This is a genomic window from Variovorax paradoxus (assembly GCF_029919115.1).
GTDB classification, from domain to species: Bacteria; Pseudomonadota; Gammaproteobacteria; order Burkholderiales; family Burkholderiaceae_C; genus Variovorax; species Variovorax paradoxus_O.
On the sequence record NZ_CP123990.1, the window covers coordinates 3,734,849 to 3,757,034 of the forward strand.

21 protein-coding genes are annotated in these 22,186 nt (G+C 65.3%); 10 read left to right on the forward strand and 11 right to left on the reverse strand.

Annotation, left to right across the window (positions count from 1 at the left end; translation table 11 throughout):
• Positions 1–21 precede the first annotated feature (21 nt).
• Complete coding sequence (locus QHG62_RS17985; RefSeq protein ID WP_281146896.1) at positions 22–3,852, reverse strand: M48 family metallopeptidase; 3,831 nt, start codon at positions 3,850–3,852, stop codon at positions 22–24.
• A gap of 141 nt (positions 3,853–3,993) precedes the next feature.
• Between QHG62_RS17985 and QHG62_RS17990 the strand changes: the two genes are divergently transcribed.
• The 6 genes from QHG62_RS17990 to QHG62_RS18015 all read left to right on the forward strand — a co-directional run bounded on the left by QHG62_RS17990 (position 3,994) and on the right by QHG62_RS18015 (position 8,506).
• Positions 3,994–5,118: a sterol desaturase family protein gene (locus tag QHG62_RS17990; protein ID WP_281146897.1), complete on the forward strand. Its 1,125-nt coding sequence runs from the start codon at positions 3,994–3,996 to the stop codon at positions 5,116–5,118.
• Positions 5,115–5,894: a YaeF family permuted papain-like enzyme gene (locus tag QHG62_RS17995; RefSeq protein ID WP_432445537.1), complete on the forward strand. Its 780-nt coding sequence runs from the start codon at positions 5,115–5,117 to the stop codon at positions 5,892–5,894. The genes QHG62_RS17990 and QHG62_RS17995 overlap by 4 nt, the downstream gene beginning before the upstream one ends.
• 17 nt (positions 5,895–5,911) lie before the next feature.
• A complete protein-coding gene (locus QHG62_RS18000) occupies positions 5,912–7,144 on the forward strand; it encodes an NAD(P)/FAD-dependent oxidoreductase (RefSeq protein ID WP_281146899.1) in 1,233 nt (410 codons plus the stop codon).
• Positions 7,145–7,253: 109 nt separating this feature from the next.
• Positions 7,254–7,466, forward strand: a complete 213-nt coding sequence (gene rpsU / locus QHG62_RS18005; protein ID WP_007833691.1) for a 30S ribosomal protein S21 — start codon at positions 7,254–7,256, stop codon at positions 7,464–7,466.
• Between the two features lie 123 nt (positions 7,467–7,589).
• Positions 7,590–8,039, forward strand: a complete 450-nt coding sequence (locus QHG62_RS18010; protein WP_281146903.1) for a GatB/YqeY domain-containing protein — start codon at positions 7,590–7,592, stop codon at positions 8,037–8,039.
• A complete protein-coding gene (locus tag QHG62_RS18015) occupies positions 8,039–8,506 on the forward strand; it encodes an NUDIX domain-containing protein (protein ID WP_281146904.1) in 468 nt (155 codons plus the stop codon). The genes QHG62_RS18010 and QHG62_RS18015 overlap by 1 nt, the downstream gene beginning before the upstream one ends.
• Positions 8,507–8,538: 32 nt before the next feature.
• Here QHG62_RS18015 and QHG62_RS18020 read toward each other — a convergent pair whose 3' ends face one another.
• Positions 8,539–9,294: a sulfite exporter TauE/SafE family protein gene (locus QHG62_RS18020; RefSeq protein WP_281146905.1), complete on the reverse strand. Its 756-nt coding sequence runs from the start codon at positions 9,292–9,294 to the stop codon at positions 8,539–8,541.
• 102 nt (positions 9,295–9,396) lie between these two features.
• Here QHG62_RS18020 and QHG62_RS18025 point away from each other — a divergent pair, with 102 nt between their 5' ends.
• Positions 9,397–10,302, forward strand: a complete 906-nt coding sequence (locus QHG62_RS18025; RefSeq protein WP_281146906.1) for a LysR family transcriptional regulator — start codon at positions 9,397–9,399, stop codon at positions 10,300–10,302.
• 45 nt (positions 10,303–10,347) lie between these two features.
• Here QHG62_RS18025 and QHG62_RS18030 read toward each other — a convergent pair whose 3' ends face one another.
• The 6 genes from QHG62_RS18030 to QHG62_RS18055 all read right to left on the reverse strand — a co-directional run bounded on the left by QHG62_RS18030 (position 10,348) and on the right by QHG62_RS18055 (position 16,261).
• On the reverse strand, positions 10,348–11,397 hold the full coding sequence (locus QHG62_RS18030; protein ID WP_258508045.1) for an NAD(P)-dependent alcohol dehydrogenase: 1,050 nt from the start codon (positions 11,395–11,397) through the stop codon (positions 10,348–10,350).
• Positions 11,398–11,433: 36 nt separating this feature from the next.
• A complete protein-coding gene (locus QHG62_RS18035; protein ID WP_281146907.1) occupies positions 11,434–12,537 on the reverse strand; it encodes an ABC transporter ATP-binding protein in 1,104 nt (367 codons plus the stop codon).
• Between the two features lie 32 nt (positions 12,538–12,569).
• Positions 12,570–13,421, reverse strand: a complete 852-nt coding sequence (locus QHG62_RS18040) for a carbohydrate ABC transporter permease (protein ID WP_281146908.1) — start codon at positions 13,419–13,421, stop codon at positions 12,570–12,572.
• Complete coding sequence (locus QHG62_RS18045; RefSeq protein WP_281146909.1) at positions 13,403–14,281, reverse strand: carbohydrate ABC transporter permease; 879 nt, start codon at positions 14,279–14,281, stop codon at positions 13,403–13,405. The genes QHG62_RS18040 and QHG62_RS18045 overlap by 19 nt, the downstream gene beginning before the upstream one ends.
• Positions 14,278–15,555 carry an ABC transporter substrate-binding protein gene (locus QHG62_RS18050; protein WP_281146910.1) on the reverse strand — a complete coding sequence of 426 codons (1,278 nt, stop codon included), beginning with the start codon at positions 15,553–15,555 and terminating at the stop codon, positions 14,278–14,280. The genes QHG62_RS18045 and QHG62_RS18050 overlap by 4 nt, the downstream gene beginning before the upstream one ends.
• Positions 15,556–15,730: 175 nt before the next feature.
• On the reverse strand, positions 15,731–16,261 hold the full coding sequence (locus tag QHG62_RS18055; RefSeq protein WP_281146911.1) for a nucleoside 2-deoxyribosyltransferase: 531 nt from the start codon (positions 16,259–16,261) through the stop codon (positions 15,731–15,733).
• A gap of 220 nt (positions 16,262–16,481) precedes the next feature.
• Here QHG62_RS18055 and QHG62_RS18060 point away from each other — a divergent pair, with 220 nt between their 5' ends.
• The gene (locus QHG62_RS18060; RefSeq protein WP_281146912.1) at positions 16,482–17,132 is read left to right on the forward strand and encodes an SMI1/KNR4 family protein; all 651 of its coding nucleotides are present in this window, start codon (positions 16,482–16,484) and stop codon (positions 17,130–17,132) included.
• A 27-nt stretch (positions 17,133–17,159) separates the two neighbouring features.
• On the opposite strand, the gene QHG62_RS18065 is transcribed toward QHG62_RS18060, so the two are convergent.
• The gene (locus QHG62_RS18065; RefSeq protein WP_281146913.1) at positions 17,160–18,110 is read right to left on the reverse strand and encodes an AraC family transcriptional regulator; all 951 of its coding nucleotides are present in this window, start codon (positions 18,108–18,110) and stop codon (positions 17,160–17,162) included.
• Positions 18,107–19,030 carry a helix-turn-helix transcriptional regulator gene (locus QHG62_RS18070; RefSeq protein ID WP_281151699.1) on the reverse strand — a complete coding sequence of 308 codons (924 nt, stop codon included), beginning with the start codon at positions 19,028–19,030 and terminating at the stop codon, positions 18,107–18,109. Before QHG62_RS18070 ends, QHG62_RS18065 begins: the two co-directional genes overlap by 4 nt.
• Positions 19,031–19,236: 206 nt before the next feature.
• Here QHG62_RS18070 and QHG62_RS18075 point away from each other — a divergent pair, with 206 nt between their 5' ends.
• The gene (locus QHG62_RS18075; protein ID WP_281146914.1) at positions 19,237–20,028 is read left to right on the forward strand and encodes a fumarylacetoacetate hydrolase family protein; all 792 of its coding nucleotides are present in this window, start codon (positions 19,237–19,239) and stop codon (positions 20,026–20,028) included.
• 19 nt (positions 20,029–20,047) lie between these two features.
• On the opposite strand, the gene pmbA is transcribed toward QHG62_RS18075, so the two are convergent.
• Positions 20,048–21,418, reverse strand: a complete 1,371-nt coding sequence (gene pmbA, locus QHG62_RS18080; protein WP_281146915.1) for a metalloprotease PmbA — start codon at positions 21,416–21,418, stop codon at positions 20,048–20,050.
• 104 nt (positions 21,419–21,522) lie between these two features.
• Between pmbA and yjgA the strand changes: the two genes are divergently transcribed.
• Positions 21,523–22,179: a ribosome biogenesis factor YjgA gene (yjgA, locus tag QHG62_RS18085; protein ID WP_281146916.1), complete on the forward strand. Its 657-nt coding sequence runs from the start codon at positions 21,523–21,525 to the stop codon at positions 22,177–22,179.
• Positions 22,180–22,186 lie beyond the last annotated feature (7 nt).

The following is a 22,186-nucleotide window of genomic DNA, read 5'->3' on the forward strand; positions in this document are numbered from 1 at the left end:
GCCGCGGCCTGGCTGCTCGCGTCAACCAAAGTAGGGATGCTCCGGTGGAAAGAGTGCCCGCTTGACGAAAGTACGCCATTGCGCCGGCGCGCGCTGACCGAGCACGACCAAGCCCGCGCTATAGGCTTGCGCCCGATATAGCGGCGTCAAACCCGCGAGTGCTTCTTCGGCTTGGCGCGGATCCTTGCTGGTCTTCAGCACAGCCACGAATGCACGAATTTTCTGCGCGTCTTCAGGCGAGATGTACTTGAGCAATGCCATCTGCTTGTCCGTCGGTCTTCCATGCTTGATGGAAAGGCCGATACCGGGAAGCAGCGATTCGAAATCGCCGACCGTCATCGTGGTGCTTGCATCAAGCGCCTTCGCCACCTGCTTCTCGTTCGCCCCATCCGAAGCACCGATGAGCACCAGCAGGCGCACTGGCGGCTGCGCGCCAGATGTCGCAATGCCAAACGCCTTGTCCAGGTTGCCGCGGCTCATCTCGAGGTAGCCGAACGCGGAGCTGTCCGGAGGAATGTCCTTGCCGGTGCGAAGAATCTGCTGCATCTGAAGGAAGCTCGATTTGGCACTGAGGTCGTCGAGCGACACGCTCTCGCCCTGCTCGATGCGCCTGATGCGCGCCAAATCATCGGTCGTGATCTGAGCGAGATACGGAGCCTTGGCGCCAGCTCTTTCGTAAGCGCGGCGCGCTTCGGGCCAAGCCTGATCGCCCGCCCAGGCGTGCCCCGCGGCATAGGCGAACCAGGCGCTGTCGGGATGCTCTGCCGCCCCCTTCTTGAAAGCAGCGTCCTTGGCGGGGCCTTCGGCCATGCATCGCACCGCCAGATAGCCCAGATCACTCGCCGCTGGATGCGCTTGCGCCAGCGCGCGATGCTGCCCGCAAATACTCTCGCGCTTTTCGGGCGTATCAGCTTGGTTCTGCTGTTCGCGCAACGAGAGAACCTCCAGAGGCGCCCGTACCAGCCGCGCGGCAACAATCCGCGCGTGGCTTTCAGGGGCGTACTGGTCGGCCGCCGCCAACCACTCGAGCAGGTAGGCCGATTGACCCGAATCCCACTTGCCGTGCACTTCGATGAGTGCCTTGCGGTCGGTCTCGGTGTCGATCATGCTCAGCATGTTGCTGGCGGACCGGGGCTCCGGGCCGCTGATGACCGAACGCGTGCCGCCGTTGCTCCCCTTGCTTGTGCTGATCTGCCGCGGCGGGGTTTCGAATAGCACGTCCGCGGACTGCATCGACCAGCGCGGTGCCCCTAGCTTTTTCTCGGGCCTTGCAGATGCCTGCCCGTACACCGCCGTCCACGCAACCATGGGAGCGGCACCGGCAACGTTGTAGACATAACGCACGCCGATCAGCTCCGGATTGGCGGAGAACGATTCGATCTCCTCTCCTTCGGCCGTATGCGCGGCGAGTTCGAGGAGCTTGTCGGCCTCGACTTCGAAGGTCTGCTTCCCGCCGGGCGGGAGTATTGCGCTGCTGCCGCCCACGCGAACCTTCACCTGGCGTTCGAGCCCGTTGTAGGCGATGACGCGGGCGCTGCCCAGCGAGGTGCTGATTCCCATGAGGCTGGCGATGATCCCGCCGGCCACGGCCAACCGCGCCGCCCCTGCCCACCATCCGTCCGCCGTGTGAAACCTTGACCAGGCATCGAGCTTTTTCTGCCGCGGCCTTTCCTGGCCGCTCGTCAGCGTGGCGTAGGCCGATGGCACCACGGGTGCAGCCGGCGCCTCCGCTTCCGGCGACGACGCACCGCCGGAGATCCGTGCCTCGGTATGCAGCAGCTGGTCGAGTGCGGCGCGCCGCAGGCGATTCAATGCGCGGAGCATCGGATTCAGCCAGCTGTCGACGTGCTTGATCCATTCGCCGAGGTTTTCGCGCGTGGGGTATCCAAATTCGAACTTGCCCACTGCCGACAGCCAGCTGTCGCGGCCCAGCAGGGCCAACGCATAAGAGCCGGTCTGGATGCCGGAGGCGGCCTGGCCGATTTCGGCCATGGCGCTGAAAACCGCACCGGCGTCGGCAAGAATGCGCACGGCCCCTTCTTCGCTGACCTTGCGCTTTGCAGTGGTCATTGCCAGGGTGTTGGCGAGCGTGGCCTGCAGATCGGCAAGATTGGCTTCAGCGTGTTCCGCATAGTGCAGGAGCCGCAACTGTTCGAGCCAGGCGGTTTCCCAGTCGGCGCCCTTGACGGCCGCCAACGCATGCAGCGCAGAGCGGCAGCGACGGTCATGCGCCGCAAGCGAGCGCTCGACTTCCGCAATATCCCGCGAGACTTCCTCGACAGCACCGGGCAGATCACGCTTCTTGATGGCCTTGCCCCGATGCTCCAGGCGCGGGCCCTCGCTTCGGGCCACGCCGTCCTGAACAGCCACAAGCGCGGCACGCTCGTGCAGCAACGCATCAAGGCGCTCGAGCATGTTCGACAGCGACTCCGGATAGAGCTCCGGGAACGAAGCCACGGCATCCGATGCACTCATGCGGTCGAACAGCTGCTCGGCAGTGTGCTGCGTGCGAGTGACACCTCGTGCCAGGTACACGCCGCGGTATCGCCGCTTGTAGGACTCCCGGTCGTATTCGGCGTCCAGTGCCTGCGCTGCGGCTTCTCGCGTGCCGGTGGCCGGCGGTGGAACCATGTGGCTGATCAGTCCCGCGCAAATGCGCTCGCGAAAGGATTGGGCGTCTTGGAACAGGTCCCAGGCGGGGCTTTGCCGCATTTCCGCCGTGAGATAGATCTTCTTTGCGTTCTCTTCGCGCTCATGGCTGGCAGGGTGGGTGGACCACATGCGCGAGACCGAAACCTTGTCGCGCTTGAAGATCCGATGTGCCTGCGGGCCAACCGCCGGAGCGGCCGGCGGAATGCCATAGCCGGGATCGTCAAAGATCACGCGCAGCTTCTGTAGGATCTGCGACTGGATGTCGTACAGGTCGGGAACTGCGGTGCCATTGTGCAATTGCCGGTTGGCGAAATCGAGGGTGCGGTCCCAGGCTGAATCGGCGGCCTGCATTTTGTAAAGCGCATCGATCAGCGCGTCGCTGCCTGTCAGGCTCACCGAAACCCGGTCGGCCTGGAACTCCATTTCCCTGGACAACGCACGGTCGGCCAGGACGACGACGCGAAACAGGCTGTCCATGATCGAACGGATGGACCAGATCAGCAGCGAGAGCGCCCATCCAACCCACGCGATGCGTATGTCGGAACGCGAGAGACCTTCAAGAAAACGGTCGAGCCGGTCTCGCTTGGCAACGATATGCGCGGCGATCTGCTGGGCCAGGTAAACCCAACGTCCGACAGCCATGCTGCGCTGCGCGAAGTGCCCGAACTCGTGCGCCAGAACGGCCTTGAATTCGGAGATGGTCAGTACGTTGACCAGGGGAAGGCCGATCTCCAGGTTCTTCTTGGAGGGCAGAAAGAAGTTGAGCAGCGAGAGATCGTAGAAAACCGCCGCGTTGACGCGGGACGACACATACACCCTCGCAGGCCGGGGGGCCCGGGCTTCGTCTGCGAGCCGATGAAGAAACGCGAAAAGAGCGGGATGCTCGGCCGCTTTGATTTCGACCAGCCCCCCCATCTCCCCGCGCCGAACGAACACCAGGGCTTTCAACATGAACACGGCGAGGAAGGCCGCGCTCAGGCCTACGGCCATCAGCCAGAGTCCGTCGCCGCCCGAACCATAGACCGAAGCCCGGACGGACTGATAGGCTTTCCATGCAAGCCATCCCGAAAACAGCAGGTAGCTCGCGACAAAAGCCATGAGCGCAAACATCGCGAGCCACGCGTGCCTTCGATAGGCCGGCGAAGCTTTTGCGATTTCACTGCCGGTGCCAGCGGGACCCGCCGGATAAAGTTGTTCCATGTTGCTCCCTCTTCCTCGCACAATCCGTCGTTCTTGATTCGGCTTCTCCAGCCTTCAGCGGCACGCGTTCGCATATGCCGCCGATAATTCCATGCGTTATTTACAGATTCTTGCATCTGCAAAAGAAAATGAGAGGGAAAAATGCTCGAAAAACTGAGTGAGTTCACAGAAAGTCACGGAGAACTTCGCCGTGGCCGCGGCCTGGTGACCGGAACCATCGCCCTGAGCCTGGGCATCCTTTGCTTCCTGGGAGTGCTGGCGTTCCACTTTCCGCAGTACCTCACCACGCCGGAGTTGCGCAGGAGCTACAACGTCGACGTGATGCGCTTCATCCTGCTGGCGGCCATGGTGGTTTCGGGCGGAATGGCGCTGGTGAACATCATCTTCAACCGCTCTCGCTGGCTCTCTTCGGCCGCGTTTTTGCTGGTGGCCGCGGCGGCGCTGCTGGGCGGGCACAAGGTGCCGGTGAACGACTTTGCCGACAACACGCCGTACATCGGCCTCGATTGGTTCATTCTCGACCTGCTGGGCTCGTCGCTGATCTTCATCTTCATCGAGAAGCTGTTCGCGCTGCGCAAGGACCAGCCGGTGTTCCGTGCCGAGTGGCAAACCGACTTCCACCACTTTGTGGTCAACCACATGATCGTGGGCTTCGTGCTGCTGGCCACCAACCTGATGGTGCACAAGTTCTTCGGCTGGGCGGCCAACGACGGCATTCGCGGCTGGGTGGGCAACCTGCCGTTCTGGGCCGGGCTGCTGCTGATCATCCTGGTGGCCGACCTGGTGCAGTACTGGACCCACCGCGCCTATCACGAGGTGCCGGTGCTGTGGCGCCTGCATGCGGTGCACCACAGCGTGAAAAGCATGGACTGGATGGCGGGCTCGCGCCAGCACATTCTCGAGCTGCTGATCACGCGCACGCTGGTGCTCGCGCCGATCTACGTGTTCGGCTTTTCGAAGGAAGTGATCGACGCGTACATCGTGGTGGTGGGCTTCCAGGCGGTGTTCAACCACTGTAACGTGAGCGTTCGGCTCGGCCCCCTGCGCTACATCATCGTGACGCCCAACTTCCATCACTGGCACCACAGCCAGGACGTGGAGGCGCTCGACAAGAACTATTCGGCGCACTACGCCTTTCTTGACTACATCTTCGGCACCGCGGTGAAGAGCACCAAGCTCTGGCCCGAAAAGTACGGCGTGCTCGGCGACTACGTGCCCAACGGCTTCTTCAAGCAGCTGAAGTTCCCGTTCGTGTGGAAGGGATGATGCGTACCGCCCTTCTCATGGCCGCGGCCACCGCCGCGCTGCTGCTCACGGCCTGCGCCACGCGGGTCGAGCTCCCCTCCAAGGACTCCAGCTTGCGCCTGCGCGTGCAAAGCTCGGTCATAGCGCCCGGCAACGGGGGCAAGCTCATCGCCGCCGATGCGCTGCAGCCGGGCGACATCCTGCTGACCTCGATCGCCACGGTCAACTCCTTCGGCATTCGCCTGGGCACCTTCTCGCCGGTGAGCCACGCGGTGCTGTACCTGGGCGACGGCCTGATCGCCGAAGCCGTGGGCACCGGTGTGCGTGCACGGCCGGTGGCCGACGTGGTGGACGAGGAACAGATGGTCGTCGCCTTTCGCGTGCCCGGGCTCGACGCCGCAGGCGTGGCAAAGCTCCGCGCCTGGGCCAACTCGCAGGTCGGCACCCGCTACAACACCACCGGCGTGCTGCTGAACGCGCCGTTCGTGCTGAACCGGCGCCTGTGCGAACTGCCGCTGATTCCTTCGGCCGTGAGCCACTACTGCATCAGCGGCATGGCCATGGTGCAGCTGGGTGCAAGCCGGGACGACCAGTTCTTCTGCTCTCAGTTCGTGCTCGAGGCCTACCGGCAGGCCGGCATGCCGATTACCGACGCCGACCCGCGCTGGGTGAGCCCGGCCGACCTGCTGCACATGCGCGAAGGCGATGTGCCCTCGATTGCCGCGACGCAGCCGCTGCGCTACGTCGGGCACCTGAAGTACAACGCGCCGCCGCTTCTTGCGGCCGATGGCCCCTGAATTTCCTCGTTACCGGTTTGAGCGCTCCTTTCCAGTTCGATGTCGTCGTGGTCGGCGCCGGTGCGGCCGGGCTGTTCTGCGCCGGGCTGGCGGGCCAGCGCGGGCTCAAGGTGCTGCTGGTCGACCACAGCGAGAAGGTCGGCGAGAAGATCCGCATCTCGGGCGGCGGCCGCGCCAACTTCACCAACCGCGACCTCGACGTGCGCGCGCCGCAGCGCCACTTCATTGGCGACAACCCCAATTTCTGCCGCTCGGCGCTCTCGCGCTATGCCCCGCAACAGTTCATCGAGCTGGTGCAGAAGCACGGCATTGCCTTTCACGAGAAGCACAAGGGGCAGCTGTTCTGCGACGGCTCTTCGCAGCAGATCGTCGACATGCTGCTGGCCGAGTGCGAGGCGGGCGACGTCACTCGCTGGCAGCCTTGCAAGCTTGGGAAGATCGCGTTTTCGGCGGCTGAAGACGGCACGGCGGGGTCGGGCAGCTACCAAATAGATAGCAGCAAGGGTCTGATCGAAACGCCCAAGCTGGTGGTCGCCACCGGCGGCCTCTCGATTCCGCAGATCGGCGCCAGCGATTTCGGCTATCGACTGGCTGAGCAGTTCGGTCTGCGCGTGGTCACGCCCCGCCCGGCACTGGTGCCGCTGACCTTTGGCGGCGAAGCGTGGGCGCCGTATGCCGAACTGGCCGGCCTGGCGTTGCCGGTACGCATCGAGACCGGCGCCAAGAAAGAAAAGATGGCGTTCCTCGAAGACCTGCTGTTCACGCACCGCGGCCTCTCGGGCCCGGCCGTGCTGCAGATTTCGAGCTACTGGAAGCCCGGAACCCCGCTGACGCTCGACTTTGCGCCGGGTGTGAACGTGGCCGAAGCCCTGGGCGAAGCCAAGCTCCGCTCGAAGAAGCGCATTGCCAACGAACTGGCCACGCTCGTGCCCTCCCGGCTGGCCGACGCCTGGGTGGGGCAAGACCCGGCCCTGCAGCGCCCGGTCAACGAGGCCGCCGACAAGGCGCTGGCGGCCCTGGCCGAGCGCATTGCCCGCTGGCAGATCACCCCCAGCGGCACCGAGGGCTACAAGAAGGCCGAGGTCACGGCGGGCGGGGTCGACACCCGCGATTTGTCTTCCCAGACGATGGAATCCAAGCAGCCAGGCCTTTATTTCATCGGCGAAGTGGTCGATGTGACCGGATGGTTGGGCGGATACAACTTTCAATGGGCCTGGGCGAGCGCACATGCGTGCGCAACCGCGCTATAATCGCGGGCTAACTTTGGCCTTCCCTCAACGGCCGCAAAAATTTTCAGTTGAGGAACCCCGGCTTGGGGCCTCGATCTCCCCGAGCCAAATTCAGTTCAACGATTCATCAATGACCACCATCCGCGTTAAAGAAAACGAGCCTTTCGACGTCGCCCTGCGCCGCTTCAAGCGCACCATCGAAAAGCTCGGCCTGCTGACCGACCTGCGTGCCCGCGAGTTCTACGAAAAGCCGACCGCCGAGCGCAAGCGCAAGAAGGCAGCTGCCGTCAAGCGCCACTACAAGCGCGTGCGCAGCATGCAGCTCCCCAAGAAGCTGTATTGATGCCCGTTGGCAACAGGGTCGCCGGCCTTTGACGCAAGTCGGCCCAGCGACCCGATTGCTGCCTCAGCCGCGCCAGGGAAACCTGCCGCGGCTTTTGTTTTTTCCGAACCAGGAGCCCCGAGCATGAGCCTCAAGGAACAGATCACCGAAGACATGAAGACCGCGATGCGCGCCAAGGACTCGGAGCGCCTTGGCACCATCCGCCTGCTGATGGCCGCCCTGAAGCAAAAGGAAGTGGACGAGCGCGTGGAGCTCGACGACGCCATGATCGTTGCCATCGTCGACAAGATGGTCAAGCAGCGCAAGGACTCGATCGCCGCCTTCACCACCGGCGGCCGCGCCGACCTGGCCGACAAGGAATCGGCCGAGATCAAGGTGCTCGAGGTGTACCTGCCGCAGCGCATGAGCGCCGACGAAGTGACTGCCGAAGTGAGGGCCATCGTCGCTGAACTGGGCGCCAAGGGCCCCGGCGACATGGGCAAGGTGATGGGCGCGGTCAAGACCCGTCTCGCCGGCAAGGCCGACATGGGCCAGGTGAGCGCCGCGGTCAAGGCGGCCCTCGCGAGCGCCTGATGAGCGACGGCGGCTGCGCCACCACCATACTGAAAGCCTGCGCCTGCCTCGTCGATGCACGGGGCAGGCTGCTGGTGTTCCGCCATCCCGGCGACGGGAACATGCAGTTGCCCAAGGGCACCATCGAGCCGGGCGAGTCGCCCGAGGTGGCGGTGCGCCGCGAACTGCTCGAAGAATCGGGCATCGACCACGTGGGCGAGCTGCAGCCGCTCGGCACCCTGACCCGCGATTGCGAGGCCGGCATCGAAGGCAACACCCTGCGCCACCCGCAGTTGTGGCACCTGTTCCTGATGCACGCCGAAAAGCCGCTGCCCGAAACCTTCGACCACGTGGCCATGGGCAGCCCCGAAGAAGACGGCCTGGTGTTCTCGTTCAGCTGGCTGGCACGAGGCGACAGCATCGAGAACTTCACGCTGCCCTACCGCCAAGCCATCGCGCGCGTCCGCGAAGCCCTGCTCGCGGCCTGAAACCCCGCTGCCGCAGCGCCGCGGCAGCGGCGTCACCCCAGCGCGCGCACCACCATATAAAGCCCCAGCAGCGCCAGCCCGGCCAGGAAGCAGCGCCGGAACACCGCCACCGGCAGCCGCTTGCGCAGCCACGTGCCCAGCACCATGCCACCGATGGCCGGCAGCAGCATCGCAATGGAGCCGCCGAGCGCCGACACCGGATATTCCCCGTTGCACGCCAGCCCGATGGCGAGCACCACGGTCGACGTGGTGAATGAAATGCCCATCGCCTGGATGAGCGCATCGCGCTGGAAACCCAGGGCCTGCATATAAGGCACGGCCGGCATCGCGAACACGCCGGTCACCGCGGTGACCAGCCCTGTCGCAGCGCCCACGGCAGGGCCGAGCCAGCGCTCACGCCCCGGCGGCACATGCAGCTGCCGACCCGTGAGCCCCCAGAGCGCATAGGCCACCAGCGCCACCCCGAGCGCTACCGACGCCCACGCGCCCCCGGGCACGCCCAGCCACAGCGCGCCGCCGAGGGTGCCCGCCACGATGCCGGCCTGCATGCCGGCGATGCGGCGCAGCACCGGCTTGAAAGTCGCGCGAGGCCCGGTCTGCCAAATATTGGTAACCAGCGACGGCACGATCAGCAACGCGGCCGCCTGGGCCGGTGGCATCCAGAGCGCGAGCAGCGCCATCGCCACCGTCGGCAGGCCGAGCCCGATCACCCCCTTGACCGTGCCGGCCAGCAAAAACACGGCGGCGGCAGCGAGCCAGTGGCCGGCCAGTTGATTCGATATGTCCATCGATGCCCAGTCTGCCGGCCCGGCCTCTGCCTGCAAATGCGGCTTTGGCGCAGCCGGCCTCAGGCACAGACTGAGGCTTCCGTGCTACCTTGCGGGCTCACCATGCGATTCGACCTCACAGACCTTCGGCTCTTCCTCCACGTTGTGGAGGCCGGCAGCCTCACCGCCGGCGCACAGCGTTCGCACATGACGCTGGCCTCGGCGAGCCAACGCGTGCGCGGCATGGAAGACGCGCTCGGCAGCCCGCTGCTCACACGGCACGCGCAGGGCGTGCGCCCCACCGAGGCGGGCCGCACGCTGCTGCACCATGCGCGCGTCGTGCTGCAGCAGATGGAGCGCATGCGCGGCGAGCTCGGCGAATACGGCCAGGGCCTCAAGGGCCACGTGCGGTTCATGTGCGGCACCTCGGCGCTGAACGAACACCTGCCCGAGGTGTTGAGCCGCTTTCTCGCGCAGCATCCGCGCATCTCGGTCGACCTGGAAGAGCGGCCGAGCCCCGATTCTGTGGAGGCGCTGCGCGCGGGCCTCTGCGACATCGGCATCGTGTCGGACGCGGTCAGCACCGAAGGCCTCGAGTGCCATCCCTTCCGCCGCGACGACCTCGTGCTCGTGATGCCACGCGGGCATGCGCTGGCCGGACGGCGCCGCGTGCACCTGGCCGAGGTGGCCGATAGCGAATTCGTCGGCCTGACCGAGGACAGCGCGCTGCAGCGGCTTGTCACGCAGCATGCCCGCGCCATGGGCAAGCAACTGGCCTATCGCGTGCGCGTGCGCAACTTCGAGGCGGTGTGCGGCATGGTCGAGCACGGCATCGGCGTGGGCATCGTGCCGCAGACGGCGGCCGTGCGCTGCGCCCGGTCGATGAAGATCGCGCGCGCCGGCCTGAGCGATGCATGGGCCGAGCGCACGCTGATGGCCTGCGTGCGCTCGTCGGAAGACCTGCCGCTCAACGCGCGTCGCATGCTGGAGCATCTGCTGGCGCCGCCGGAGAAGGTTGCGGCGAAGTAGCCGGGCCGCCACCGCATTGGCGCCTTCCTTGCGGCCGCCGCAGGCTCAGGCCGCTGCCGGCTCGGGAAACTCGATCTGGATCTTCACGTCGGTCGCCTTGCCAGCCGCGGCCTCTTCGAAGGCCTTGATGCCGTCTTCGAAAGCGAAGGTGCGCGAGATGAACGGCTTCACGTTCACCTGCCCCGAGGCGATCAGCGCGAGCGCGCGCGGAAAGATGTTGGCGTAGCGAAAAACGGATTCGATGCGCACTTCCTTCGCCTGAATAGCGACGATGTCGAAGGCCACCTTGGCGGGCGGAATGCCCACCAGCACCAGGCACCCGCCGGGGCACAGCAGGTCGAAGATGCCGTCGAAGGCGCGCGTGCTGCCGCTGGCCTCGAACACCACGTTGGCGCCCCAGCCGTCGGTGAGTGTCTTCACGGTTTCCGCAAGGTTGGTGTCACGCACGTTGACCGTGGTCACCGCGGGATTGCCAGCAAACAGCGCCAGCTTTTCAGCAACCAGGTCGGCAAGGATCACGCGCGCCGCACCGCCCGCGAGCGCGGCCAGCGCCGTCATGGCGCCGATCGTGCCGGCACCCACGACAACCGCCACGTCGCCAGGCTTGAGCGCTGCCTTCTTAGCAGCCTGCAGGCCGATGGCCAGCGGCTCGACGATGGCGCCTTCGCCAAAGCTCACGTTGTCCGGCAGGCGAAAGGTGAATGCAGCCGGATGCACGACGAACGGCGTGAGGCAACCGTGGATGGGCGGCGTGGCCCAGAAGCGCACGGCCGGATCGAGGTTGTAGATGCCTTCGCGCGTTGCGCGCGAATCCATCTGCGGAATGCCGGGCTCCATGCACACCCGGTCGCCGGGCTTCAGGTGCGTGACCTCGGCCCCCACTTCGGCCACCACGCCGGAAGCTTCGTGGCCGAGGATCATCGGCTCGTCGACGGTATAGGGGCCGATGCCGCCATGCTGGTAGTAGTGAACATCGCTGCCGCAAACGCCCACCGTGTGCATGCGGATCTTCACGTCGCGGGGCCCCACGTGCAGGGGAACCTCGACGTCGCGCAGCGTGAGTTCGTGCGCCTTTTCCAGAACAAGTGCTCTCATGTCGATCTTTCGCTAAGGGTGTGCTTGAGGGGGTTTTCAGTGCAAGGGCGTGTCGGCGCGCAGCAGCGAGGCGCCGGTTTCAACGTCGAACAGGTGCAGTTGCAGCGGGTCGGGCACGAAGCTGACGCGCTCGCGCAGCCGCGGCCCTTGCGCCGAGGGCATCAGGGCGGAAATTTCGCTGCCATCCGCACCAAAGCTCACCAGCACTTCGTTGCCGAGATATTCGATGAGCTGCACCTCGCCCGAGAAGCAGCCGTTGCGCCCATCGTTCGTGTCGACCTGCAAGTGCGCGGGGCGCACGCCCAAGGTCACGCGCTCGCGGCCTTCGAGCGCGAACCGGCGCGCGTCCACCTGCACGCTGCCGCCCCGGCCGCTCAGCTCGCATCGCCCGCCAAGGTCCCTGACCGACATCTCGACGAGGTTCATCGGCGGTGTGCCGATGAAGCCGGCCACGAAGGCGGAGCGCGGCCGTTCGAAAATCTCCTTGGGCGAGCCCACCTGCTCGATGCTTCCGTCGCGCAGCAGCACGATGCGGTCGGCCAGCGTCATCGCCTCGTGCTGGTCATGCGTCACGTACACGGTGGTGGTCTTCAGCGCCTGGTGCAGCCGGGCGATCTCGATGCGCATGTGGTTGCGCAGCTTGGCATCGAGGTTGGACAGCGGCTCGTCGAACAGGAAGACCTTGGGCGTCTTGATCATGGCGCGCGCAATCGCCACGCGTTGCTGCTGGCCGCCCGAAAGTTCCGCCGGCTTGCGCTGCAGGTAGCGCTCCAGCCCGAGCGTGTCGGACACCTCCTTGATGCGGCTGTCGATCTCGGCCCTGGGCACCTTCAGGCGCTTGAGGCCGAAGGCAATGTTGTCGCGCACCGTCATGTGCGGATAAAGCGCGTAGTTCTGGAACACCATGGCAATGCCGCGCTCCTGCGGCGGCAGGTCGTTCACGCGCCGTCCGCCGATCAGCAGGTCGCCGTCGCTGATTTCTTCCAGCCCCGCCAGCATGCGCAGGATGGTCGACTTGCCGCAGCCCGAAGGCCCGAGGAACACGACGAACTCGTTGTCCGACACTTCCAGGTCGAACTGGTGCACGACCTGCGTGTCGCCGTAGCGCTTGATGATGTTGTTGCAGCTGATCGCGGACATGGTCTGCCTTCCGGAAAGTTGATCGGCCCGGCTCATGCGCCGTCCCTTTTGCGCTTGAACGCGGCGTTGAGAAAGCCGCTGAGCACCCCGACCATCAACAGCGGCGGCAGCGACAGCAGGATGACGGAGGCATTCAGAATGCCCCACGGCACGTCTCGCCCCAGCTGGCTGAGCTCAGAGGCGACGATGGGCAGCGTCTTCGCGTCCGAGGTGGTGAGCATCAGCGCGATGAGAAACTCGTTCCACACCAGCACAAAGCCGAAGGCGATGGCGCCGATCAGCGAGCGAGCGGCAATCGGCAGCGACACGCGAAAGAAGATGGCGTAAGGCCCGTAGCCGTCGACCCGGCCGGCCTCCTCCACCTCCTTGGGCACCGCCTTGAAAGCGGGAATCGCCAGCCAGATCACGGTGGAGAGCGTGAGCAGCGTGTAGGTCACGATGAGCGCAATGCGGGTGTCGTAGAGCTCCAGCTGCAGCCAGATCACCATCAGCGGAATGGCGACAGCCACCGGCGGCAGGAACCGCATCGACAAGACGAAGAACTGGATGTCGTTGGCCCAGCGCAGCGGATAGCGCGCCAGCGCATAGGCGGCAGGCAGCCCCAGCACCGCGCCAATGACCACAGCCGAGCCGACCACCACCAGCGAGTTGACCAACCCGCTGGCCACGGAATCGCGGCCGAGCACGTAGAGGTAGTTTTCGAGTGTCGGCGTGAAGACGAACTTGGGCACCGCCGAGACGATGTCCACCCGGTTCTTGAACGAGTTGATGAACGTCCACAGCACCGGCACCAGCGCGGAGAGCCCCGCGCCCACCAGCACCAGGCGCGCGAGCAGCGTGCCAAGGGAGAACGGCTTTTTCTTGCTCACGAGGGTCGCGTCCATTTCCAGATGTAGGTGAATGCCACGGTCGAGGCGACCATCATCAGCACCGCCATGCTCGACGCGTACGAAATGCGGCCCGACTCGATGAAGCCCTGCGAAAAGGCGTACATGTCCAGCGTTTCTGTGGAAATGCCGGGCCCGCCGCGCGTCATCACGTAGATCAGGTCGAACGCGCGCAGCGACTCGACCATCTTCACGAAGGTCAGGCTGATGAGCGGCGCCTTCAGCATCGGCAACGCCACGTAGGCGTAGACCTCCCACGTCTTCGCATGGTCCATGCGCGCGGCTTCGAAAGGTTGCGGCGGCAGCGTTTCGAGCAGCTTGAGCACGATGACGGCAAAGAACAGCCCCCACTGCCACACGTCCACGAAGGCCACGGTCAGCAGCGCCGTCACCGGGCTGGCAAGCAGGTCCAGCGGCTCGCCGGTAATGGCCTTGTACGGCCAGGTCAACAGGCCGAACAACGGATGGAAGGCAAACTTCCATACGAAGGCGGCCGACACGCGCGGCAGCAGCACCGGCACGATGAACAGCATCGACAGCACGTTGCGCCAGCGCGGTGTCGCGCATTGGAAGAGCAGCACGCCCAGCAGCACGGCCAGGCCCATGGTGGCGCTGACGGTCAGCACTTCCCACGTCAGCGACACCCCCACCGAGTTCAGGAAGCGCCGGTCGGAAAACAGCTGGACATAGTTCGACAACCACACCCAGCTCGAATCGGCCTGCCCCAGCTCACGGTCCTGCAGCGAGATGACGATGGCAAACAGCGTGGGCACCAGCGCCAGAACCGCCAGCACCAGCAGCCCCGGCCCGATGAAGACGGCCGGGAGCCTTGTCTTGTTGCGCCTTGTCTTCTTCACTTCTTGCGTCGCGCGATCAGCTGCCTGGCGTAGGCGTCGAGTTCGTCCAGCCCGCCCTTGATGTCGCTGCGCGAGCCGGTGATCAGCTCTTCGAGAATGATTCCCCAGCGGTCGCCCAGGTCGGGCCAAGCCGGGTCTTGCCAGAAGTTCACCGCCGTGAGCTTGCCGGTGTCAGCCAGCGCCTTGCCCAGGTCGGCGCCGTAGCGCTTGGCGAACTCGGGACTGCCGAGCACGCTGGTGCGGTTCAGTTCGCCGAACTGGCCTTCGGCAAGGCGACGCTGCTCGTTCTTCTTGGAGGTGGCCCAGGCGATGAACAGGCCCGCGCATTTTTTCGCCTCTTCGGTCTTGTTGGCCTTGGTGCCGATGGCCAGCCCGTGGCCGTAGCCTCCGCCGGTCAGCGGCGAAGGCGGCGGCAGGTAGGCCACCTTGCCGATCACGGTGGACATTTTCGGGTCGAGCGCGTTGCCCGCCAGCGGTGTCGATTCGATCAGCATCGCCACCTTGCCAGCCAGGAATGCGCCCGTGGACTCGTCCCATCCGCCGGTCTTCGTGCCCGGCGCGGAATACTTGAACAGTTCGAGATAAGTCTGCGTGGCCTTCACCGCCGCAGGCGAGTTGAACACCGGCTTGTCGCCGTCGAACCACTGGCCGCCGTTGCCGCGGAAGAACGGCATCCAGCGCCATACGTTGGCGCCCGAGCCGCGCTGGCCGCGCAAGGCCACGCCGTAGATCCCGTTGGCGGGGTCGTTGAGCTTCTTCGCGGCGGCGACAAATTCCTCCAGCGTGGCCGGCGGCTTGACGCCGGCCTTTTCGAGCAGGTCCTTGCGGTACACCAGCAGGTCGCCGCCGCCGGTGAGCGGCGCGAACCAGGCCTCGCCGCCGAAGGTGGCCACCTTCTGCCGGCCGGGGTCGAAGTCCGCGTAGTCGTAGTCGGCCGGGTAGTACTTCGCTAGCGGCGCAATCCATTTCGACTGGGCGAACAGCGGCACATTGGCCTCGTCGACGTAGTACACGTTGTACTTGCCGACAGTGGAAGCGTCGGCGCGCGTCTTGGTGCGGCGGTCGTTCTCGTTGAGGTTGTCGATGCTGAAGGAGGCGCCGCTCAGGCTCTTGAACTCGTCCTTGTACTTTTCGAGCAGGGTCAGGCCGTCGCGGGGCTGCGACAGCACGCGCACGTCTTCCTTGCAGACCCGGGCCTGCGCCTGGCCCCAGGTGGCCAGCGCTGCCAGCAGCATGGCGCCGGCCGTGATGCGGCGTGTGGTTCGAGTCGACATCGTTCGTCTCCTAGTGGCTTGTTGTGGATTGCCGGCAACTTGCCGGCGTGTGGACGGCAGAAGCAGGAGGGACGAAGCGTATGCAGCCGATGCCCGGCGCCGCGTACACGCAGACCGGTTGACTGATATTTTTATGACCAGCCGGCTCGGGGTTTTGCCGGGGGTCAGGGTCGTATCAGGCGAGCAGTTCCGCCATCTTCGACAACGCCGCCTCTGGCGTCGGCGCAATGTGGATCGAGCAGGCCAGCATGAGGTTCAGCGGCTGTCCGAAATCCTCGACCGCAATGCCGCTGCCGTTTTCGCGCAGCACGCCGGCCGGGTCGATCGCGCATGGCAAGGCGGACCTGGCGCGGTCCGCATAGCTGCCTTCCGGAACGCCATAGGCCACGACGGGAATGCCGAGCGCCACCGCGGCGCCGACCTCGAAGACCGTGCCCGAATCGGGCTCCAGGCCACGAAAGCACGCCAGATTGGCCACCACTCCATCGGCACCGCGAAGGCGCAGCATGTTGGCCTCGTAGATGCGCTTTTCAGGAGCTTCGGCGCTCAGCTCCTCGTTGCCGTCGGCCGGCAGCAGCGCCGCAAGTCCCAGCGCCTCGCAGGCCGCCGCAAGCCGCACGAAGTGGTCCCGCGCGTCGGGGCGAAAGACGTCGGGCCCCGCCAAGTAGATGCGCGGGCGCGACCGGGGTTCGAGATTTGCGATCATGGGAAGCACATCTTAGTTTTTCAGCACCCTGCGTGTGCAGGTACTTGACCAGGATGTCCATTGCCGCGAACCGTCATGAACGGTCATCCGTCACGCAAGGCCGGACTTCCTCGCGAATGGCCCCGTGTCTCGCTCGCTCTTCGCTGCTACAGTTTTTTCCGGACGAGCACGCGCTCGAAACCGCCCGTCAACGGCGCTGGCAACGGAGAGGAAAAATGCAATGAAAAACCCAATGGAGCGACTTGAAAAGTGGCTGGAGGTAAATCTCCCGGAGGTGTACGCGGATCTGGCGCAAGGATGCCCCGAAGCCGCCGTTTCGGAATTCGAAAGTCTCGTGGGAAGGGCGTTTCCACAAAGCCTGAAAGATCTTTATAGCGCCCACGACGGGCAAAAAGGGGAAGCCGACACCGGCCCCTTCTACGGCCTGATGTTCTTGCCCCTTGCCGACGCGAAAAGGCATTGGGCCCGCTGGAACTCGATGGTCGACCAGAGTTCGGCCGAGGAGATGAAGACCGCAGGCGCGCTCTCCAAATCGGCAACGCCTGGCGCCATCAAGGAGGTCTACGCAAACAAGTACTGGATTCCGTTCGCGTACGACTCCGCAGGCAATCATCTCGGCGTCGACCTCGACCCGGGGGAAAGCGGAACGTTCGGGCAGGTCATCAATTTCGGCCGAGACGAAAACGAGAAGTTCGTCGTGGGCAGTTCGCTGGCAACGTTTCTCGACTGGATGGCCGATCAATTGGATTCGGGCAACTCGAATATCCATGACGAGGATGACGGAGGCCGGAGCTTCAATATGAAAACGCCCAAGACATTTCACTTCCTCGACGCGGTACCGGAGCTGTTTGCCTCGCAGCGCGGCACCTGACGCGCCGAGCCGGGCCTCGATGCCGATTCAAGCCGCGGCGGCAACCGGCGTGTTCTGCGCCGTACGAAGTCCGAACCGGTCTTGCGCCTGCTGCCGGTAGGCCGAGGGTGTCATGCCCTTGAGCTGAAGAAAACGCCGGTTGAAATTGGCGAGGTTCGAAAAACCCACCTCATAGCAGATGTCGCTCACCAGCCGGTCGGACACTTGCAGCATCTCGCAGGCTTTCGAAATGCGCAGGCGGGTGACGAAGTCGGTGAACGTGCTGCCCATGTGCTTGTGAAAGTAGCGCGAAAAGCTGCTTTCGGCCATGTTGGCCACCGCGCACACGGCCGGCAGCGAGAGGTCTTCAGTGAGGTGCTGATCGAGGTAGTCGAGCACGCGGCGCATGCGCGAGTTGGCGCTCGGGTCTTCGCCCAGCGGGCCGGCGGCACTCGAAATCTGGCGATAGTCTTCCCAGTTGGCGAGCTCGTGCAGCAGGCCGATGAACTCCGACAGCCGGGCCAGGCCCTCCTGCGCCTGAACACGCGCAAAGCGCTCCCGCACACGCTCGCCGATACCGAAGAACTCGACGCCGAGCTTCGCGCGGTCGAGCATCGGCAGCACCGCTTCCAGCTCGGGGAACAAGCCCACGCCCTTGCGCAGCGGCTCGTCGCGAAAATGTATGACCATGCTGCGGTCGGCAATGCCCTCGGGCGGTACGCCGTCCGAAATCCAGGTGTGCGGCAGGCGCCCGCCCACAAGCGCAACGTAGCCGGGCTCGAAGCGTCCGATGTGGTTGCCGACATAGGCATCGCCGCTGCTGCGGTTGATGATCTGCAGTTCGTACTCGTCGTGGTAGTGCCAGCAGTCGAACGGCCAGGGCACGCCGTGCTGCAGGCAGCGCACGGAGCTCCCGCCCGCCGGCTCGAATCCGAGCCGCGGATCGCGCATCAGTTCATGTTCGAGTTCCGGCTTTCGCGCGGCGTGGTGTCTGCTCATGGCATCTCTCGGGGGTGGCTTGCTTGCCTGTCGGGCCCTGCAGCCTTGGCCAGCCCGGCATCGGCCTGGCTGCGGAACTGCCTGGGCGTCACGCCGTTGCGCAGCCTGAACCGGCGGCTGAAGTAAACCGCATCGCCGAAGCCGCACTGCCGCGCGATGTCGGCGATGCGGGCGTTCGAGGTCAGCAGCAGTTCCTTCGCGCGCTCCAGGCGGCGCTCGGTCACCAGTTCGGTAAAGGTGCGGTGCGTCTGCTTCTTGAGCAGGTGCGCAAGATAGTTCGGCGACAGCATGGCCGCCGCGGCGGCATCGTTGAGCGACATCTCCTCGCCCAGGTGCTCGCGCACATAGCGCATCACGCGTTGCAGCGCATCTCCGCCTGTGCTGCGGCCGCTCTGCAGCGCGGCCTGCGTGAGCAACTGCGCCTCGTGCCGGCTGCAGGCCAGGCCCATCAACTGCAGCAGAATGCCGCGGATCGCGCCCACGCTGCCGAAGCGCCGCTCACGGTTGAGCACGGCAAGCTCTTCGAGCCACCCGAGAATGCGCGCGAAATCGGTATCGCCGAAATGAAAGTCCATGTACTCCTGGAACAGGAAGGGCGCGAGCTCGGGCTGGCGCGAAACCGGCACCCCCTCGAGGTCGAGCGCCTCGACCGCCAGCTCGGGCCAGAGAAAACCCTGGTCGAAGTTCACGATGGCATAGCGGGCGCCGGGCGGATGCGGCACCACATGCACGCGGTACGGCAGCACAAAGCTCAGGTGCCCCGCGGTAAACGGGCGCACCGCGCCGCCAACGATCTGCTGCGACCCGCCGTGGATGCTGACCTGGATCTGGAAATACTCGTGCCGGTGCGGCCGCGCCAGCACGTCCCGCGCGCCTTCGAAACGAATGTCGAAGTCGAGATGGTTCGCGCGCTCCTGCATGCCGTAGAGGCGAAGGCTGGATTGAAGGGCCGACATGGCGCGATGGTAAGCCCACGCCCGGCCACCGCAAGGTGAATGGCCGGTGTTGCTTGCGTCCTGTTTTTGCGTAGATGCGTGCAAGAACGCGGCGGCAGTGCGCTCCAGAATGGCCCGGCTGGCCGCGGCCGGCTTTCATCGCCCATTCAAGGATTCAGGAGACAAAGATCATGTCCAGTTCACGACGCGGCCTGCTGGCCGGCTCCGCAGCCATTGCTGCCGGCGCAGTGGCCGGCTGCGCCATTCCGGCCGGTGCATCGCGCGCGCCGCAAACGCCTTTTGCGGTGGCGCAGACCACGGTTCCAATCGTCGGCAGCGAGCAGGCGTTTCCGGTACGCCGCATCTACTGCATCGGCCGCAACTACGCGGCTCATGCGCGCGAAATGGGGTCAGACCCCACCCGCGAGCCGCCGTTCTTCTTTCAGAAACCCACGGACGCGATCCAGGTCGTCACGCCCGGCACGGTGGCCGATCACCCCTACCCCACGCTCACCAAAAATTACCACTACGAGGTCGAGCTGGTCGTGGCGCTCGGCAAGGGCGGCCGCGACATCGCGCCAGCAGACGCGCTGGGCCTCGTCTACGGCTATTCACTGGGCCTGGACATGACCCGCCGCGACCTGCAGCGCGAAATGGGCGACCAGAAAAAGCCCTGGGAAATCGGCAAGAGCTTCGACAAGTCGGCACCCATTGGCCCGATTCATCCGGTGGCCAAGGTCGGCCACTACACCGACGGGGCAATCTGGCTCAAGGTGAATGGCCAGACCAAGCAGAACGCCACGCTCAAGCACATGATCTGGTCGGTGGCCGAGCAGATCAGTCGCCTGTCGCAGGCCTTCGAGCTGATGCCCGGCGACATCATCTATTCGGGCACGCCGGAGAATGTGGGCCCGGTGGTGCGCGGCGACGTGATCGAGATCCACATCGACGGCCTGCCGAACCTTTCGGTCCGGATCGTCTGATCGCAGAAGGTGGCCAGCCTCAGCTGCCGGCCACCTTCATGCGGTTGATCAGCACCGAGCCCGTGGTCTTCGCGCCGAAGGTGTAGGCATCGGCGCCGATGGCCTCGATGCCCATCAGCATGTCCTTCAGGTTGCCCGCAATGGTGATCTCCTGCACCGGAAAGGCGATGCGCCCCTTCTCGACCCAGAAGCCGCTGGCACCGCGCGAATAGTCGCCGGTCACGTAGTTCACGCCCTGGCCCATCAGCTCGATCACGAACAGGCCGGTGCCGAGCTTGGCCAGCATGGCGTCGAGGTCGTCGCCGGATTTGGTGAGGCGCGAGCTCAGCGTCAGGTTGTGCGAGCCGCCGGCGTTGCCGGTGGTCTTCATGCCGAGCTTGCGTGCCGAATAGGTCGACAGAAAGTAGCCTTCGAGCCGGCCGGCATCCACCACCTTGCGCGCACGGGTGATCACGCCTTCGTCGTCGAACGGCGAGCTGCCCTTGCCGCGCATCACATGCGGGTCTTCCGCCACGTCCACGTGCTTGGGCAGCACCGGCTTGCCGAGCGAATCCAGGAGGAAGGTGCTCTTGCGGTACAGCGCCCCGCCGCTCACGGCCTGCACCAGCCCGCCCAACAGGCCGACGGCCAGCGGCGACTCGAACAGCACCGGGCATTCGGTGGTCTTGATCTTGCGCGACTTGAGCCGGCTCAGCGCCCGTTCGGCGGCGTAGCGGCCCACGGCCTGCGGGCTGGCCAGTTCGTCGGCCGAGCGCATGGAGCTGTACCAGGAGTCACGCTGCATGTCGTCGCCCTTGCCGGCGATGGGTGCAACCGAAATCGAATGCCGCGAACTGGCATAGCCGCCGCGAAAACCGTGCGTGTGGGCGCTGAAGAAGTGGCTCTGCTGGGCCGAAACGCCCGCGCCTTCGCTGTTGGTGATGCGCTTGTCGGTCGAAAGCGCCGCGGCTTCGCATTCCAGCGCCAGCTTGGCGGCCTGCTCGCTCGTCACGTCCCAGGGGTGGAACAGGTCGAGTTCGGGGTGGACCTTGGCAATGTCTTCCTCGTCGGGAAGACCGCTCACGGGGTCTTCAGCCGTGAAGCGGGCAATGTCGTAGGCAGCCTGCACGGTCTGGGCGATGGCGGCCTCGGAAAAGTCGGAGGTACTGGCGTTGCCGCGGCGGTGGCCCACGTAGACCGTGATGCCCAGCGACTTGTCGCGGTTGCGCTCGACGTTTTCGAGTTCGCCCTTGCGAACCGAGACGCTGAGGCCGCAGCCCTCGGAGGCCTCGGCGCCGGCATCGGTTGCACCGAGCTTTTTGGCGTGGGCCAGGGCCGTGTCGACCAGGTTTTCGAAGAAGGAGCGGCTGTAGGCGAAGCCGGAATCGGCGCGCGAGGAAGATGTCGTCATGTGGTGGCTATGATACTTGCGCCCCCTATTTTCCGTTTCCCCCGGCTCGCCCCTCTGCATTGCACGCGTTGCAACGCCGCACGGGGCGGCCCAGAATCCACCCCATGTCCCGCAAACCCAAAAAAGGCTATTTCGTCCGTGGCCAGTTCGTTGCCGAAGGCAGCGAGCTCGACCTGGAGCTCAAGCGCGAGCTCAAGGGCACCGACGAAGCCAGCCGTACCGACCTGAAGCGCGAAAGCGACGAACTGCAAAAGCTGGGCACCGAACTGCTCGGCCTGCGCGCCGGCCTGTTCGACGCGCTGCCGCTGGACGAAAAGCTGATCGACGCCGTGGCCGAGGCCAAGCGCATTACCAATTTCGAGGGCAAGCGCCGCCAGATGCAGTTCATCGGCAAGCTGATGCGCAAGCTCGAACCCGAGGCGCTGGAAGCCGTGAAACAGGCCCTGGCCGAGCAGAACACCGTGCCCGCGGCCGAAGCCGCCGCCCTGCACGAGGCCGAACGCTGGCGCGACCGGCTGATTGCCGACGATGACGCGCTGGGCGGCTGGATCGAAACGCACCCCGGCACCGATTCGCAGCAGCTGCGCGCCTTGGTGCGCCAGGCCCGCAAGGACATGAAGACCGGTCCCGCCGGTGAGGCGCCCCGCCAGGGCAAGGCTTATCGCGAGATCTTTCAGCTGGTGCGCGCGGAGTTGTCGGTGCACGGCGGCGCGGACCATGCTGCGGCTGCTGCTGCGCAAGACCGGGAAGACAACGCGTGAGCCACTT